Here is a 13,374-nt window from a genome sequence, read left to right as displayed (position 1 = left end):
TAAATTTATTTTCTCATCATTTCCATAACTTCATCAATTGAAGTGTTTAAATCATATTTAGCTTTTCCTACATTCTCCTCATCAGTCTTACTTATATTTTCATTATCCTCAATATCCTCTATACCTCTATCATAATTGTTAAAATATAAATCAGATAACCACCTTAAAACAATTAGTTTGCTACAGTTTTGTCTAATAGGGTCATATTCGCTAATCTTGATATCGTCTATTAGTTGTCTAGCTTCAGTTAGTGTCCAATCAATATTTTCTATTATCGTATAAGTTTTATAACATTTTTCATAGACTTTATCTGTTCTTTCAAACAAATTCTTCATTTCAATATTTTGTAGACGAGCACTTAAAAAAGGCACCACATTATTATGTGAATTTGTCGCACGATCAATCTCTTCACAAAATTTTTCAATCCTTGGCGTTAGCGTGTTCTCGTACTTATTAAAAGCTTCTAAATAGTCTCTCCAATCATCTGATTCTTTAGGAATATCATATTTTTCAAAAATAATACTTTCAAAAGAATGAAATTCTCTTGAAGAAGCGAAAATCTCTTGTAAAGAATTTTGATAAGGTACTATCCCCTTCCAAAAATAGGCTTCTAGGTTACCTTTCTGGTTATTTTTATAATTTAAATACTCAAAAGGAACCGATACCATTAATGAAACCATTGCACCAATAATCGCACCATTAATGAGTTCTTTGACACTTATAAAACCAGTCCAAGTTAAATAGGTAATAACTAAGATTGCTATCAAAGATATTAATAACAGAGTTTGAAGATTTCTTTTCATATTTTTTCCCTTTTGTACATCTGGTTTCTTTGCTGAACTGTTCGATTTTTCCGAACAGTTCAACCTGTGCAAAATTTACACAAGTTTCTAATTCTCCTTCCTACCTCTCCCCTTCCCACTCAGCATAAAACTGCTGGAGATAGGTTTCCATAAACTCGTGTCGACCTTGGGCTAAGCGTTTACCTTCTTTTGTGTTCATGAGGTCTTTGAGTTTGAGGAGCTTTTCGTAGAAGTGCATGATGGCGGTGTCCTCACCCTTGCGGTAGTCCTCTAGGCTAAGATTTTCTCTTGGCTTCATGCTAGGATCATGGATTAGGCGTCCTTTATTACCTGAGTAGGCAAAGGTTCTGGCCATGCCGATAGCGCCGATAGCATCGAGACGATCGGCATCTTGAACAACCTGACCTTCTAGGGAAAGCTGGACGGTGTTGTGCCCTCCCTTATAGGAAATCCCTGTCATGATACTGATGATTTCAGTGATTTGGACTGGTGATAATCCTTGCTCAGTTAGAAAATTCTCAATCTCAGCTAGAGCTTTGCCTTCATCAAAGAGCTTGCTGTCAGCCATGTCATGTAGCAGTGCTCCCATCTCCACGGTGAAGAGGTCAGCATTTTCAGCACGACCGATAGTCAGAGCAGTCTTAGTAACACGCGCAATATGCCACCAGTCATGACCGCTTCCCTCACCTTCTAGGCGCTCTCTGACATAGCGACGGGTAGTGTCGAGTATCTTTTTTGGGTCCATAATCACCTCCTACAATAGCAGTTTCTGTTTGGTTAGTGGACTGTGTCAAACCACTTATTTCTCTTTGAAGGGCTTAACGGCTCAGCGATCTATATAAAAATCCCTGCCTAACATTAGTTAGACAGGGACGAATCTATAATCCGCGGTACCACCCACATTCAGAAAAAACGAGCTGATAGAGCCAGTCTTTTTCTGCAACTTAATTATACAGTTGTGATCTATCAGCAACCCGCAAGAGCTATCTGTACGGATTTCTCAACGGCTACCGCTCTCTGTGACAGATACCTGCTCTTACTCCTCTGATAGGGGGCTTCTTTTAGGCTTTGAAGCTAACGCCGTTTTCTTGCAATTTCTTGACTGTTGCTGGCCCGATACCCTTGAGACCAAGCAGGTCTTTTTCAGTCCAGTTCGCAAAATCAGCTGCTGATGTGATTCCTGCTTCATAGAGAGTTTCTACAAGGTTGGCACGGATATCAGCAACGGCTGTTGAAGCAGCAAACTCATCCAATGAACCTGCAGTAGCTTTAGGGGCAAGGTCTTGCTGAGGAGCAGCCTTAGGGGCAGGAGCTGGCTGAGCTACAGGTGCTGTTGATTTAAGCAGACCTTGGCGCTTCATTTGTAATTTCAATGCTTTTTTGCGATTTTTCTTCTTAGACATGTCTTTCTCCAAAAAACTTTTATTTACTTCCCTAGTATAGCAGTTTCTTATCAAAAAATAAATAGTTTTAAGCAGAGAAAATGCGATAACTAGGGCTTTTCAAGGCTATTGATCTAAAAAATGGACATTTTTAGCTTGGCTCTTTTCATTTAGTATCGTTTTTCACCAAAAAGTCCATCTGGAAGATCGTGGAAGCCCTTGCCTTGATGGTAGTTGGCAAACTTCCCTTGGATAAATTCATAAGCATCCAGGCGGCTTTCATAACGGACCATGGCATCTTTGGCACGTTGGTCTTTGTCCTCATCCCAAACCTTTTTACTAGCTTCCATGGCTGTCTGATTGACTGTCACTTGGGTATGGATCCAGTCTTCAAAGTCTTTTAAAAATTGTTGATCGAAATTCATGCCTATCTCCTCTTGATACAAAAAAATCTAGTAACCCGTGATTACCAGATCTTACTTACTGCCACCACCGAGAATCGAACTCGGAACGGAGCATTACCATTGCTCTATTATACCATTTAACTATAGCGGCTACCTGTCTATAATAGCATAACTGCTAAATTCTGACAAGATGCAAAACTCAAGACATTTATAAGTTAAAAAATTAGGGAGATTTCAGCAGAACTACTTGGTTCTGCCGTCCCAATTTTCAAACCCCGATTCCAGGACATAAATATCTCTAAAGCCCGCCTTTTTCAAGAGCGTAACAGCTTTTGGAATTCCTTGGGTGCGAACATTATCATAAATTAGAACAGGTCTGTCCTTACGCAGGGCTGAAAGTGACTCTTTGAACTGGGTCATTTGGAAGTTCCTAGCTCCTAGGATATGCTTATCATGAAATTGTGCACTGCTGCGGATATCAATGACCTGTCCTTGATGCATGAGTGTTTTAAACTCATCATTATCGATAAATTTAGCAGCACGACGGATTGATAAATAACGCCAAAGCGCCCAGCCAATAAAAGCTAGAATGATGAGAATGGTCAAAATCCAATTAATCACTTGTGATGACATAGCTCCAATAACTCCTTTAAGCGTTTAATTGACGGGCTAGGCTAGCCGCACCGATGATACCGGCATCATTACCTAGCTCAGCAATTTTAATTTTTGTTGAGGTCTTAACAGCTGGAAAGGCAAACTGTAAGAAGTAAGATTCTACACGACTGCGCAAGAATTCACCAGCAGCCGATACACCACCTCCTAATACAAGAGCAGACGGATTGAGGGTATTGCTGAGATTGGCAGCTGCCAAGCCCAGATAAAAACTAACTTTCTCAACGACTCTGTCTGCAAGAAGATCTCCCTTCTCAGCAGCTTGGAAAATCTCTTTGCTGCTAATTGTCTCTCCATTATCAATAGCCTGCTTGATAGGGGAATCTCCGGCGTAGCTCTCTGCTAGTTGGCGTGCCACACGCACAATACCTGTCGCAGAAGCCACCGTTTCTAGGCAGCCCTTGTTACCACAAGTACACTCGAAACCACCCTCTGGCTCGACATTGATATGGCCGATTTCGCCAGCTGCACCAGCCACACCATGAATTAAGTGACCATCTGCAATAATTCCGCCACCTACACCTGTTCCCAAGGTCATCAAGATCACATCTGGCTGATTGCCACCAGCACCTGTCCAGGCTTCACCAAGAGCAGCTACATTGGCATCATTATCGATAGCAAAGGGGATGCCTATTTCTGCTTCAATCTTGGCACCGACCTCTTGGAGCTCAGACCAGTTGAGATTAAAAGCACCTGTGACTGTCTTGGCCTTACGGTCTACTGCACCAGGTGAACCCATGCCAATGCCAACAAAGTCTTGTGCTGTCATCTGATAGAGGTCTAAACGGTGCTTGATCGAGGCAATAATATCTGGCAGAATATGGCGTCCGCCTTCTAAGATATTGGTCTCAATCGCCCATTTCTCCTGAATTTCACCAGCTTGGCTGACGATACCAAACTTGATCGTTGTTCCACCTAGATCAATCCCCAGTAATTTTTTTGACATTTTTGTCTTCACTCCTTACTTCTTCTTAATTCCAGTCTGTGCTCACGTCTCAATATCAACTCGGCTTCCAGGTAGTCTGTCTGATCTAGCAAGCCTCCCTGATACAGCCTTTCTAGCTCAATTTTCATCATTTCAATATCGTAGAGCCGCTTGCCCAGATAAACGATGATACCAAAGCCTTTTAGTAGTTGTTGAACATCATATAGGGTTTTCATGACCTTGATTGTAACAAATTATGAGACCGTTTTCAACAGTCTCATTTTTACTTTTCTTGGCAGCAAAAAAGAGCAGATCTGACATCTGCCCTTTTATTATCTTATAAACCTGGTGCTTGGCCGATTTCTGCCTGAAGCATCCAGATGGTCTTTTGTGCTTCTGCTTGTGCTGCTGTAAAGATATCATTGGATGGGGCATCGCCTTCTTCATCTGTAATATCTAAGCCGACTTGATAGAGATTTGACAAGTATTTGTAAACGTCAACGACACGAGTTAAGTTTTCAGACATTGTCTTATCGAATGAGCCAACTTGCTCCTCGAGGTTTGATGCTTGGTCAAACTCTTTGAGTGTCGAATATGGAGCACCACCAATAGTGATCAAGCGCTCACTAATTTCATCGAGGTGATCATTCAGAGCATCCATCAAGTCATCCATTTTAGGGTGTAGGTAGTAAAATCCTGAGCCTCGCATATACCAGTGAACTTGGTGGACAATAGACAGAGCCTTAGACAGATCAGCTACCGATTGGTTTAAAACAGCTTTTGTTTTAGCATAAGCATCGTTCGTTGCTAGATCTGTATTTTGCAAGTTAGCTAAAATTACTTCTTCAGTCATCGTTAATCCTCCATTAGATTATAAGCTCAGTAGATCGAAACCTACTGTTTGAAAAGGTCTTCTTATTTAGAATCATTATAAATAATTCCACCCTTATTGTAGCAAAGCAAAAAAATATTGCAAGGAAAAATCCATTTGCGGATAAATAAGTATGGCTATCATTTTAATATTTTTCTTCGGCGCTAGTTTAGGATCTTTTAGCGGGGTCTTAGTTGATCGTTTTCCTGAGCATTCCATCGTGACACCTGCCAGTCACTGCGACTACTGTCAACATAGGTTAAGCTCCCTAGATCTTATTCCTATTTTATCTGCGTGTGCTAACCATTTTCAATGCCGTTACTGCCATCATAAATTTCCTGTTTCCTATAGTCTTTTAGAAGGAGTTATGGGATGGCTTTTTTGTCTAGGATGGCTGGACTTTTTGGAGTGGTATCAGGTCTTTTTGCTCGGCCTTGGATTAGTACTGAGTCTCTATGATTTAAGAGAGCATGCCTATCCTTTTATCCTGATTCTCTTAGCTATTTTGGGAGTCGGCTTCTTTGCGCCTTGGCAGGTACTCAGTATAGCTTTACTGCTCTTGGCGCTTTTGAGTCAGCTGTTGCCCTTAGGCATAGGATCTGGAGACTTTTATTATCTCGGTTTAATGGGGTTCTTTGTCCCTTTTAGAGAATTGCTTTGGGTTGTGGAGGTGGCTAGTTTGATAGGAATTATCGTTTTATTTATCCAAAAAAAGAAAGGGCCCTTGGCCTTCCTTCCCTTTGTGATGATGGCTTATCTGATTGTTTTGATCCTAAAAACCCTCATATTTAGTCTATGACAGCTGGCTATAGTCCTTCATCCATCTGGTAATTTCATGGCTGATCTGAGTTGGTAGAACGACGTAGTGATCCTTTGATAGATCTTGAGCGATAGCTGAGTGTAGATAGGTTGCAGCTGCAACGCTTTCAAATGTATTATTGGTAAACTGGGCTAGAAAACCAGCTATCATCCCTGCTAAGGTATCCCCCATGCCTCCTGTTGCTTGGTAGGGACCGCCAACTGTAATAGTTGCTTGAGGATTTCCCAGCTGGTAGAGACTGGTATGATGAGACTTAGCGACTAAGATAGTCTCTGGCGGAAAAGCCTCTAGAGCTTGCTGATTGGCAAGTGGGGTTTGCTGATCTATCGCTAGACCTGATAAGCGCTCCCATTCCTTTTGATGAGGAGTTAAGATCAGATTGGAGCTGGGCCATTTATCCATCCTTTGATGCGCAATTATATTAAGAGCAGATCCGTCAAGAACGAGACTCTGGTGAGTGTCTGCCTGATGTATGACTGTGTTTAAAACCTGATGGGCAAGGGCTGATTCACCCAATCCCGGTCCGACTAGGAGGACATCAGCTTGACGAATCTGTTTCTCTAGGCGCTCTCTATCTTCAGCGTCAAAAGCCATAGCCTCAGGCAGTAGAGCATGTAGGGATGGTATTGTCTGGGGCTGTGTTGCAACGGTGACTAGACCTGCTCCACTATTTACTGTTGCCAGCGCTGCCATGATAATGGCACCACTGTAAGGATAAAATCCACCGATTAGGAGGACTCGACCATAGCTTCCTTTGTGGCTCTTTACTTGTCGAGGCTGAATCACTCTTTTTAGAATTGTATCATCTATTTTCATTGTTCCATACGTCTCTTGGCTGCTTGGTAGGTCTGCTCCAGAAGCATAGTGATCGTCATAGGCCCGACACCCCCGGGTACTGGTGTTATGAAGCTGGCAATCTTTGAAACTGCATCAAAGTCAACATCGCCAATAAGTTTACCATCCTGATTGCGATTCATACCGACGTCAATCACAACAGCTCCTGGCTTGACAAAATTTTCAGTCACATAATGACCACGGCCGATCGCTACGATCAAGATATCGGCTTGGCGACAAACATCCTCTAGATTCTGCGAGCGTGAATGGGTCAAGGTCACAGTCGCATGCTTGTCTAGTAAGAGCTGGGCCATGGGTTTACCAACAATATTGGAACGTCCAATGATCACGGCACGCTTGCCTTCGATAGCTACCTGGTATTCCTCTAGCAAGGCTATGATGCCAGCTGGAGTACAAGGTACCATGATCGGCCGTCCAGACCATAGATGTCCTGTATTCATGGGGTGAAAACCATCGACGTCCTTGTCTGGGTCAACTGCCAAAATAACTTTTTTGTCATTGATATGTGCTGGTAGAGGGAGTTGGATGAGAATACCATGGATACTGTCGTCCTCATTATAACCTTTAATAGTATCTAGCAAGTCTGCCTCGCTAATACTTTCTGGAAGTCGGAGAGTCTCGCTTTTAAAGCCCACTTTTTGAGCGGCACGCTCCTTGTTTCTTACATAGACCTGGCTAGCAGGATCATCGCCAACCAGGATAACGACCAAGCCAGGAACAACTCCATCATTAGTAGCCATCTGCTCTACTTTTTCAGCCAGCTGATCTTGCATTTTCTGGGCCAGCGCTTTACCATCCATTTTCTTTGCTGTCATAGAACCCTCTCTCCTTAGTTTTGTCTTTATATTATACACAAAAAAAGAGTCTGGGACAAAAATCAGTAAACCGTTAGACAATCACGGTTTTGATTTTGTTGTCCCAGACTCTTTAGCTTAGTTACTCTCTATAACACATAAATTATAGTACCTTGCCCAAGAAGTCCTTGGTCCGCTCTTCCTTGGTTTCATCAAAGACCTGCTCAGGACTTCCTTGTTCAATGATGCTACCACCATCCATAAAGATAACCCGATCCGCTACTTCCTTAGCAAATCCCATCTCATGGGTTACGATCACCATCGTCATACCTGACTTAGCTAAATCTTGCATAACAGCTAAAACTTCACCAACCATCTCAGGGTCGAGGGCTGATGTTGGCTCATCAAAGAGAAGGACATCAGGATCCATAGCTAATCCACGTGCAATCGCGATACGTTGCTGCTGACCACCAGACAGAGAAACAGGATGAGCCTTTGCCTTATCTCTAAGACCTACCTTATCAAGCAATTCATAGGCCTTATCCTCAGCATCCTTCTTAGTTTGTCCCTTTACCTTGGTTGGTGCCAGTGTGATATTATCTAGTACGGTCATATTGGGAAAGAGATTGAACTGTTGAAAAACCATCCCCATCTTTTCACGCATCTTGAAAATATCGTTAGTCTTATCTGTAATATCCACACCTTCAAAGCTGACTGTACCCTTAGTAGGAACTTCGAGGAGATTCATTGTCCGAAGAAAGGTTGACTTACCAGAACCGGACGGGCCGATAATAACAACGACCTCCCCCTTATTGATCTCCAGGTCGATTCCTTTTAGCACCTGGTTGTCTCCAAAATACTTGTGCAGATTTTTAATTGAAATTAAGGTCTCTGTCATTATTTTTGTCCTTTCCCAAGGCGATTTTCAAGTGCCTTTTGACCAGCCGTCAAAACTGTTGTCAATACGAGGTAGTAGAATGCAGCAAACAAGAGGGGCTCAAGCGGAATATAGGTGGATGACATCACAGACTGTGCTCCATTCCACAATTCCATAATACCGATCGTTTGCAACAGGGAACTGTCTTTAATAATAGTGATAAACTCATTGCCTAGGGCTGGAAGAATATTTCTAAATGCTTGTGGCAGTACCACATAGCGCATAGCTTTAGCTGGCTTGATCCCTAGGGAGTAGGCAGCTTCCAGCTGACCTTTTGGTACAGCTTCAATACCTGCACGTACAATCTCAGAAATATAGGCACCACTGTTCAGTGATAGGATGATAACCCCTGGGATCAAACGTGAAAAGTCTAACTCAACGGTTCCAAATCCAATAGAAGGGGCATTTTTAAAATCCATCCATAAGAAGGCGATCATGATTTGAACAACCATTGGTGTCCCACGAAAGACCCACACATAAAGACTAACGATCCAGTTTAAAATCTTGCTCTGTGAGCGTTTGGCCAAGGCGACCAAGACACCTAGGATGGTCCCAAACAAAACCACACAGATAGAAATGGCAATGGTGACGATAACGCCGTAATTGAAGTAACCCCAATATTTGGGTAAAAATGAAAAATCAAAGTTCACTAGACTATTCCCCTTGTTATGCTGATGGTCTCTCTATGCAAGCCAAAACATTAGTTGGTATAGAGATTAGTTATATTCATCCAAAAGAGCAGTAATAAGGATGAATTATTGTATATAGTTTAGCATAATTTGTATAAACATACAATAACTATTGATAAAAAATAAAAAAACAAGTCTATGACAAAAGTCCAGACTTGTTAACAGTTTTTTGTCCGACTCTCTTTTGATGGCTAATGCTCATTGTGAGAGTCTGTCGGAATACTATTTCTAGCTTATCTATTTAATAAATAAGATCATAGATTTCCATAGCGATGAGGTCAATGCTGTCAAATGTATATGTTTCACGAGCATTGACATCACGCAATGTGAAGACCGGTCCATTTTCTGGATCGTTAGCAAATGATACTTCTGCTACGACAACACCTTCGCGCTCAAAATTACGCTTCAAATTATTACCATCAGTGGCCATTAATTGAAGACGATCAATAATTCTCACCAAATGTGATTCCATATCGTTTCTCCTTAGCTAAGACACAGCTTTTATAACGAAGCTAGCCCCAATATGTTTTAATCTTTTTTATTTTACCATAAAGTCTGTTATTGTCATAGATGAAAGGTTAAAACATCTGTAAATTTCAGAAGCGGTTAGCCTCTCTTAATCACTTTTATAAGAATTATAGATAATAGCCTTGATCGCATGCATACGGTTCTCAGCCTCCTGAAAAATGTAGGGACTATATTTTTGAAAGACTTGGTCTGTAATTTCTAGCTCACTGTAGCCATATTTATCATAGATCTCTTGACCGATAATCGTCTGCGTATCGTGAAAAGCTGGCAGGCAGTGCATGACGATAAGATCAGGATTTTCAGCAGCCATGATTAACTCTTGGTTAACCTGATAAGGCAGCAGTAAATCGATCCTATCCTTAAAATCGACCTCTTCTCCCATGGATACCCAAACATCAGTATAAATAATATCTGCTCCCTTAACTTCTGCGACATCATCTGTTATAACTAGCTCGGAGCCTGTATTATGCTGATGAGCCAAGTCAATGATGGCTTGCTCAGGCTGCAGAGATTCAGGAGCAATAATTTTACAATCTATTCCCAAAATAGCTGAGGTCACTAACAGAGAATTGGCCATATTATTGCGTCCATCCCCCATATAAACCAGTTTTAAACCATCCAGATGGCCGAATGTTTCTTTTATGGTCAGAAAATCTGCGATCATCTGGGTCGGGTGCCAGGTATCCGTCAGGCCATTCCAGACAGGAACGCCTGAGTAGGTTGCTAAATCTTCTACATCGGCTTGCTTATAGCCACGGTACTCAATGCCATCAAACATAGAACCTAGGACTTTAGCCGTATCCCTTACAGATTCTTTTTTGCCTAGTTGGATTTCATTTGCACCTAAGTAGGTCACCTGCATTCCTAAATCTTGGCCTGCTACTGTAAAGGCTGAGCGAGTTCTGGTCGAAGCTTTCTCAAAGATCAGGGCAATATTTAGCCCTTCTAGGTACCTGTGGACTTGTTTATCCTTTTTTAGTTGCTTAAACTTAGCGGCTTGATCGATTAACTCTAGCAGCTCTGCTTTGGTGAAATCTACTTCTTTTAAAAATGACTTAGCCATATTCTTTCCTCATTTTTGTATTTTTATACATAAATATTAGCATTTTATCGAATTTTGTCAAGATTTTATTGAATTTTATACATATCTTGATGTTTTAGCACTCTCTTCTATCGACTGCTAATTTTCCGATCTTTTTACTTGCTTTCTAACCTGTGAATGATATAATGACATCATAAGATTTGACCTTTATTGACTATAGAGGCCAGTCAATCCTCAGGAGGTATTCCTATGTTATGTCAAAATTGTAATCTCAATGATGCTAGCATTCATCTATATACTAATGTTAATGGGCAGCAAAAGCAGATTGATCTTTGCCAAAACTGTTATCAAATTATGAAGTCTGATCCTGAAAATCTCATCAACCAAAATCCAAGTAATCAATCTATGGAATCTTTCTTTGATGACTTTTTCGGAGATTTAAATAACTTTCGTGCTTTCAACCAAGATTTACCCAATACACCGCCAACCCAAGCTGGATCTGGTGGTAATGGTGGAAATCGAGGAGGACAAGGTAACCGGCGTCGTCCTCAACAAGAAGCTCCTAAGCAACCTCAAGGTCTCTTAGAAGAATTCGGTATTAATGTTACAGAGATCGCACGTCAGGGTAATATTGATCCTGTCATTGGACGTGATCAAGAGATCGTGCGTGTTATTGAAATTCTAAATCGCCGTACCAAAAATAATCCTGTCCTAATCGGAGAACCTGGTGTGGGTAAAACGGCTGTAGTCGAAGGTTTAGCCCAAAAAATTGTCGAGGGCAATGTGCCACAGAAACTGCAGAATAAGCAGGTCATTCGTCTGGATGTCGTCAGCCTAGTTCAAGGAACAGGCATTCGTGGTCAGTTTGAAGAGCGGATGCAAAAACTTATGGAAGAAATTCGTCAGCGTCGAGATGTCATTCTTTTTATTGATGAGATCCATGAAATTGTCGGTGCAGGTGGTACCAGTGATGGTAGCATGGACGCCGGTAATATCTTGAAGCCTGCTCTAGCACGTGGTGAACTGCAGTTGGTTGGTGCTACAACCCTCAACGAATACCGTATCATTGAAAAGGATGCGGCGCTTGAACGTCGTATGCAGCCAGTTAAAGTAGATGAACCAACGGTGGAAGAGACGATCACTATTCTACGTGGTATCCAGCCTAAATACCAGGATTACCACCACGTCAAGTATACTGACGACGCTATTGAAGCTGCGGCTGTTCTTTCCAACCGCTACATTCAGGATCGTTTCTTACCCGATAAGGCAATCGATCTACTAGATGAAGCCGGTTCTAAGATGAATTTGACCCTCAATTTTGTCGATCCGAAAGAAATCGATAAGCGTTTGATTGAGGCAGAAAATCTCAAGGCTCAGGCAACGCGTGATGAAGACTTTGAAAAGGCAGCTTATTTCCGTGATCAAATCGCCAAGTATAAAGAAATGCAGCAGCATGAGTTGACTGATCAGGAGATTCCAGTTATTACTGAAAAGCATATTGAAGCCATCATCGAGCAAAAAACTAATATTCCAGTCGGTGAATTAAAAGAGAAAGAGCAATCGCAACTGGTCAACCTAGCTGATGATCTCAAATCTCATGTCATTGGCCAAGATGATGCTGTTGATAAGATTGCCAAGGCAATACGCCGTAATCGGGTCGGTCTAGGTTCCCCAAATCGACCAATTGGTAGTTTCCTCTTCGTTGGTCCTACCGGTGTAGGTAAAACTGAACTGTCTAAACAACTAGCTATTGAGCTCTTTGGTTCTGCAGATAGTATGATTCGCTTCGATATGTCTGAATACATGGAGAAACACGCTGTCGCTAAACTTGTCGGAGCTCCTCCAGGATATGTCGGTTATGAAGAAGCCGGTCAATTAACCGAGCAGGTGCGTCGAAATCCTTATTCTCTTATTCTCTTAGATGAAGTAGAAAAAGCTCATCCTGATGTTATGCATATGTTCTTACAAGTACTGGATGATGGTCGTTTGACTGATGGTCAAGGACGGACTGTCAGCTTCAAAGATACTATCATCATCATGACTTCTAACGCTGGTACTGGTAAGGTTGAGGCTTCAGTTGGTTTTGGTGCTGCCCGTGAGGGACGGACTAACTCTGTTCTTGGTGAATTGAGCAATTTCTTCAGTCCAGAATTTATGAACCGCTTCGACGGTATTATCGAATTCCAGTCTCTCAGCAAGGATAACCTTCTGCACATTGTTGATCTTATGCTTGCTGATGTCAACAAACGCTTAGCAAGTAATTCTCTTCACTTGGAAGTGACCGATAAAGTCAAAGAAAAACTAGTTGATCTTGGTTACGATCCTAAGATGGGGGCTCGCCCATTACGTCGTACAATTCAAGATCATATCGAAGATGCTATTACCGATTTTTACCTTGAAAATCCTCAGGAACACAATTTTAAAGCGGTCATGACATCAAATGGCAATATTGTGATCAAGGCTGCTAAAAAAGCGGAAGAAAAATCGATTGATGAGCCTAAAGAAACTAGCTCTATTACTCAGTCTGATAACTAATACAAAATAAAAAGAAGCTTAGATCCAAGTAGGTTTTAAGCTTCTTTTTATGAGCACTGGCCTTCATCTAAAAGTTTGGTATAATGAAAGGGACGATAATACTTTTAGAAACGAGGT

Annotated in this window: 16 protein-coding genes and 1 tRNA gene; 2 read left to right on the top strand and 15 right to left on the bottom strand. The window is 41.6% G+C overall.

Annotation, left to right across the window (positions count from 1 at the left end; translation table 11 throughout):
* Positions 1 to 5: 5 nt before the first annotated feature.
* The 9 genes from AC4HAJ_RS03645 to AC4HAJ_RS03605 all read right to left on the bottom strand — a co-directional run bounded on the left by AC4HAJ_RS03645 (position 6) and on the right by AC4HAJ_RS03605 (position 5,039).
* Positions 6 to 803, bottom strand: a complete 798-nt coding sequence (locus tag AC4HAJ_RS03645; RefSeq protein WP_491078802.1) for a hypothetical protein — start codon at positions 801 to 803, stop codon at positions 6 to 8.
* A 100-nt stretch (positions 804 to 903) separates the two neighbouring features.
* Positions 904 to 1,548: an HD domain-containing protein gene (locus tag AC4HAJ_RS03640; protein ID WP_491078801.1), complete on the bottom strand. Its 645-nt coding sequence runs from the start codon at positions 1,546 to 1,548 to the stop codon at positions 904 to 906.
* Positions 1,549 to 1,864: 316 nt separating this feature from the next.
* A complete protein-coding gene (locus tag AC4HAJ_RS03635; RefSeq protein ID WP_491078800.1) occupies positions 1,865 to 2,206 on the bottom strand; it encodes a helix-hairpin-helix domain-containing protein in 342 nt (113 codons plus the stop codon).
* Positions 2,207 to 2,355: 149 nt separating this feature from the next.
* Entirely contained in the window at positions 2,356 to 2,610 is a 255-nt protein-coding gene (locus AC4HAJ_RS03630; protein WP_491078799.1) for a DUF1912 family protein, read from the bottom strand.
* 59 nt (positions 2,611 to 2,669) lie between these two features.
* Positions 2,670 to 2,740 (bottom strand) — tRNA-Thr (locus AC4HAJ_RS03625).
* A 92-nt stretch (positions 2,741 to 2,832) separates the two neighbouring features.
* Complete coding sequence (locus AC4HAJ_RS03620) at positions 2,833 to 3,222, bottom strand: rhodanese-like domain-containing protein (RefSeq protein ID WP_491078798.1); 390 nt, start codon at positions 3,220 to 3,222, stop codon at positions 2,833 to 2,835.
* A gap of 16 nt (positions 3,223 to 3,238) precedes the next feature.
* Positions 3,239 to 4,207, bottom strand: a complete 969-nt coding sequence (locus tag AC4HAJ_RS03615) for an ROK family glucokinase (protein ID WP_491078797.1) — start codon at positions 4,205 to 4,207, stop codon at positions 3,239 to 3,241.
* 8 nt (positions 4,208 to 4,215) lie between these two features.
* On the bottom strand, positions 4,216 to 4,422 hold the full coding sequence (locus AC4HAJ_RS03610) for a YqgQ family protein (RefSeq protein WP_491078796.1): 207 nt from the start codon (positions 4,420 to 4,422) through the stop codon (positions 4,216 to 4,218).
* 101 nt (positions 4,423 to 4,523) lie between these two features.
* A complete protein-coding gene (locus tag AC4HAJ_RS03605; protein ID WP_491078795.1) occupies positions 4,524 to 5,039 on the bottom strand; it encodes a Dps family protein in 516 nt (171 codons plus the stop codon).
* A 151-nt stretch (positions 5,040 to 5,190) separates the two neighbouring features.
* On the opposite strand from AC4HAJ_RS03605, the gene AC4HAJ_RS03600 reads away from it, so the two are divergent.
* Positions 5,191 to 5,856, top strand: coding sequence for a prepilin peptidase (locus tag AC4HAJ_RS03600; RefSeq protein WP_491078794.1), 666 nt, complete (start codon positions 5,191 to 5,193; stop codon positions 5,854 to 5,856).
* Here AC4HAJ_RS03600 and AC4HAJ_RS03595 read toward each other — a convergent pair.
* The 6 genes from AC4HAJ_RS03595 to argF form a co-directional block, all read right to left on the bottom strand.
* The gene (locus tag AC4HAJ_RS03595) at positions 5,851 to 6,693 is read right to left on the bottom strand and encodes an NAD(P)H-hydrate dehydratase (protein ID WP_491078793.1); all 843 of its coding nucleotides are present in this window, start codon (positions 6,691 to 6,693) and stop codon (positions 5,851 to 5,853) included. The genes AC4HAJ_RS03600 and AC4HAJ_RS03595 overlap by 6 nt on opposite strands.
* Positions 6,690 to 7,547 (bottom strand): bifunctional methylenetetrahydrofolate dehydrogenase/methenyltetrahydrofolate cyclohydrolase, encoded by an 858-nt coding sequence (locus AC4HAJ_RS03590; RefSeq protein ID WP_491078792.1) that lies wholly within the window; start codon positions 7,545 to 7,547, stop codon positions 6,690 to 6,692. Before AC4HAJ_RS03590 ends, AC4HAJ_RS03595 begins: the two co-directional genes overlap by 4 nt.
* Positions 7,548 to 7,689: 142 nt before the next feature.
* Positions 7,690 to 8,424: an amino acid ABC transporter ATP-binding protein gene (locus AC4HAJ_RS03585; protein ID WP_491078791.1), complete on the bottom strand. Its 735-nt coding sequence runs from the start codon at positions 8,422 to 8,424 to the stop codon at positions 7,690 to 7,692.
* Positions 8,424 to 9,113: an amino acid ABC transporter permease gene (locus tag AC4HAJ_RS03580; protein WP_491078790.1), complete on the bottom strand. Its 690-nt coding sequence runs from the start codon at positions 9,111 to 9,113 to the stop codon at positions 8,424 to 8,426. The genes AC4HAJ_RS03585 and AC4HAJ_RS03580 overlap by 1 nt, the downstream gene beginning before the upstream one ends.
* 280 nt (positions 9,114 to 9,393) lie before the next feature.
* Positions 9,394 to 9,624, bottom strand: a complete 231-nt coding sequence (locus tag AC4HAJ_RS03575) for a YkuJ family protein (protein WP_491078789.1) — start codon at positions 9,622 to 9,624, stop codon at positions 9,394 to 9,396.
* Positions 9,625 to 9,768: 144 nt separating this feature from the next.
* The gene (gene argF, locus AC4HAJ_RS03570; RefSeq protein WP_491078788.1) at positions 9,769 to 10,743 is read right to left on the bottom strand and encodes an ornithine carbamoyltransferase; all 975 of its coding nucleotides are present in this window, start codon (positions 10,741 to 10,743) and stop codon (positions 9,769 to 9,771) included.
* A 228-nt stretch (positions 10,744 to 10,971) separates the two neighbouring features.
* On the opposite strand from argF, the gene AC4HAJ_RS03565 reads away from it, so the two are divergent.
* Positions 10,972 to 13,257 carry an ATP-dependent Clp protease ATP-binding subunit gene (locus AC4HAJ_RS03565; protein WP_491078787.1) on the top strand — a complete coding sequence of 762 codons (2,286 nt, stop codon included), beginning with the start codon at positions 10,972 to 10,974 and terminating at the stop codon, positions 13,255 to 13,257.
* Positions 13,258 to 13,374: the final 117 nt, after the last annotated feature.

Source organism: Streptococcus sp. ALY_211, from assembly GCF_058314555.1.
The sequence above is the reverse complement of the archived record's forward strand: the minus strand, read 5'-3'. Positions and strand labels throughout refer to the sequence as shown.

What these genes read in the sequence shown, in the direction of transcription:
- AC4HAJ_RS03595 (WP_491078793.1), bottom strand. Translation starts at nt 6,693, where the DNA reads ATGAAAATAGATGATACAATTCTAAAAAGAGTGATTCAGCCTCGACAA.
- AC4HAJ_RS03635 (WP_491078800.1), bottom strand. Translation starts at nt 2,206, where the DNA reads ATGTCTAAGAAGAAAAATCGCAAAAAAGCATTGAAATTACAAATGAAG.
- AC4HAJ_RS03620 (WP_491078798.1), bottom strand. Translation starts at nt 3,222, where the DNA reads ATGTCATCACAAGTGATTAATTGGATTTTGACCATTCTCATCATTCTA.
- AC4HAJ_RS03585 (WP_491078791.1), bottom strand. Translation starts at nt 8,424, where the DNA reads ATGACAGAGACCTTAATTTCAATTAAAAATCTGCACAAGTATTTTGGA.
- AC4HAJ_RS03615 (WP_491078797.1), bottom strand. Translation starts at nt 4,207, where the DNA reads ATGTCAAAAAAATTACTGGGGATTGATCTAGGTGGAACAACGATCAAG.
- AC4HAJ_RS03590 (WP_491078792.1), bottom strand. Translation starts at nt 7,547, where the DNA reads ATGACAGCAAAGAAAATGGATGGTAAAGCGCTGGCCCAGAAAATGCAA.
- argF (WP_491078788.1), bottom strand. Translation starts at nt 10,743, where the DNA reads ATGGCTAAGTCATTTTTAAAAGAAGTAGATTTCACCAAAGCAGAGCTG.
- AC4HAJ_RS03565 (WP_491078787.1), top strand. Translation starts at nt 10,972, where the DNA reads ATGTTATGTCAAAATTGTAATCTCAATGATGCTAGCATTCATCTATAT.
- AC4HAJ_RS03575 (WP_491078789.1), bottom strand. Translation starts at nt 9,624, where the DNA reads ATGGAATCACATTTGGTGAGAATTATTGATCGTCTTCAATTAATGGCC.
- AC4HAJ_RS03630 (WP_491078799.1), bottom strand. Translation starts at nt 2,610, where the DNA reads ATGAATTTCGATCAACAATTTTTAAAAGACTTTGAAGACTGGATCCAT.
- AC4HAJ_RS03645 (WP_491078802.1), bottom strand. Translation starts at nt 803, where the DNA reads ATGAAAAGAAATCTTCAAACTCTGTTATTAATATCTTTGATAGCAATC.
- AC4HAJ_RS03610 (WP_491078796.1), bottom strand. Translation starts at nt 4,422, where the DNA reads ATGAAAACCCTATATGATGTTCAACAACTACTAAAAGGCTTTGGTATC.
- AC4HAJ_RS03640 (WP_491078801.1), bottom strand. Translation starts at nt 1,548, where the DNA reads ATGGACCCAAAAAAGATACTCGACACTACCCGTCGCTATGTCAGAGAG.
- AC4HAJ_RS03605 (WP_491078795.1), bottom strand. Translation starts at nt 5,039, where the DNA reads ATGACTGAAGAAGTAATTTTAGCTAACTTGCAAAATACAGATCTAGCA.
- AC4HAJ_RS03600 (WP_491078794.1), top strand. Translation starts at nt 5,191, where the DNA reads ATGGCTATCATTTTAATATTTTTCTTCGGCGCTAGTTTAGGATCTTTT.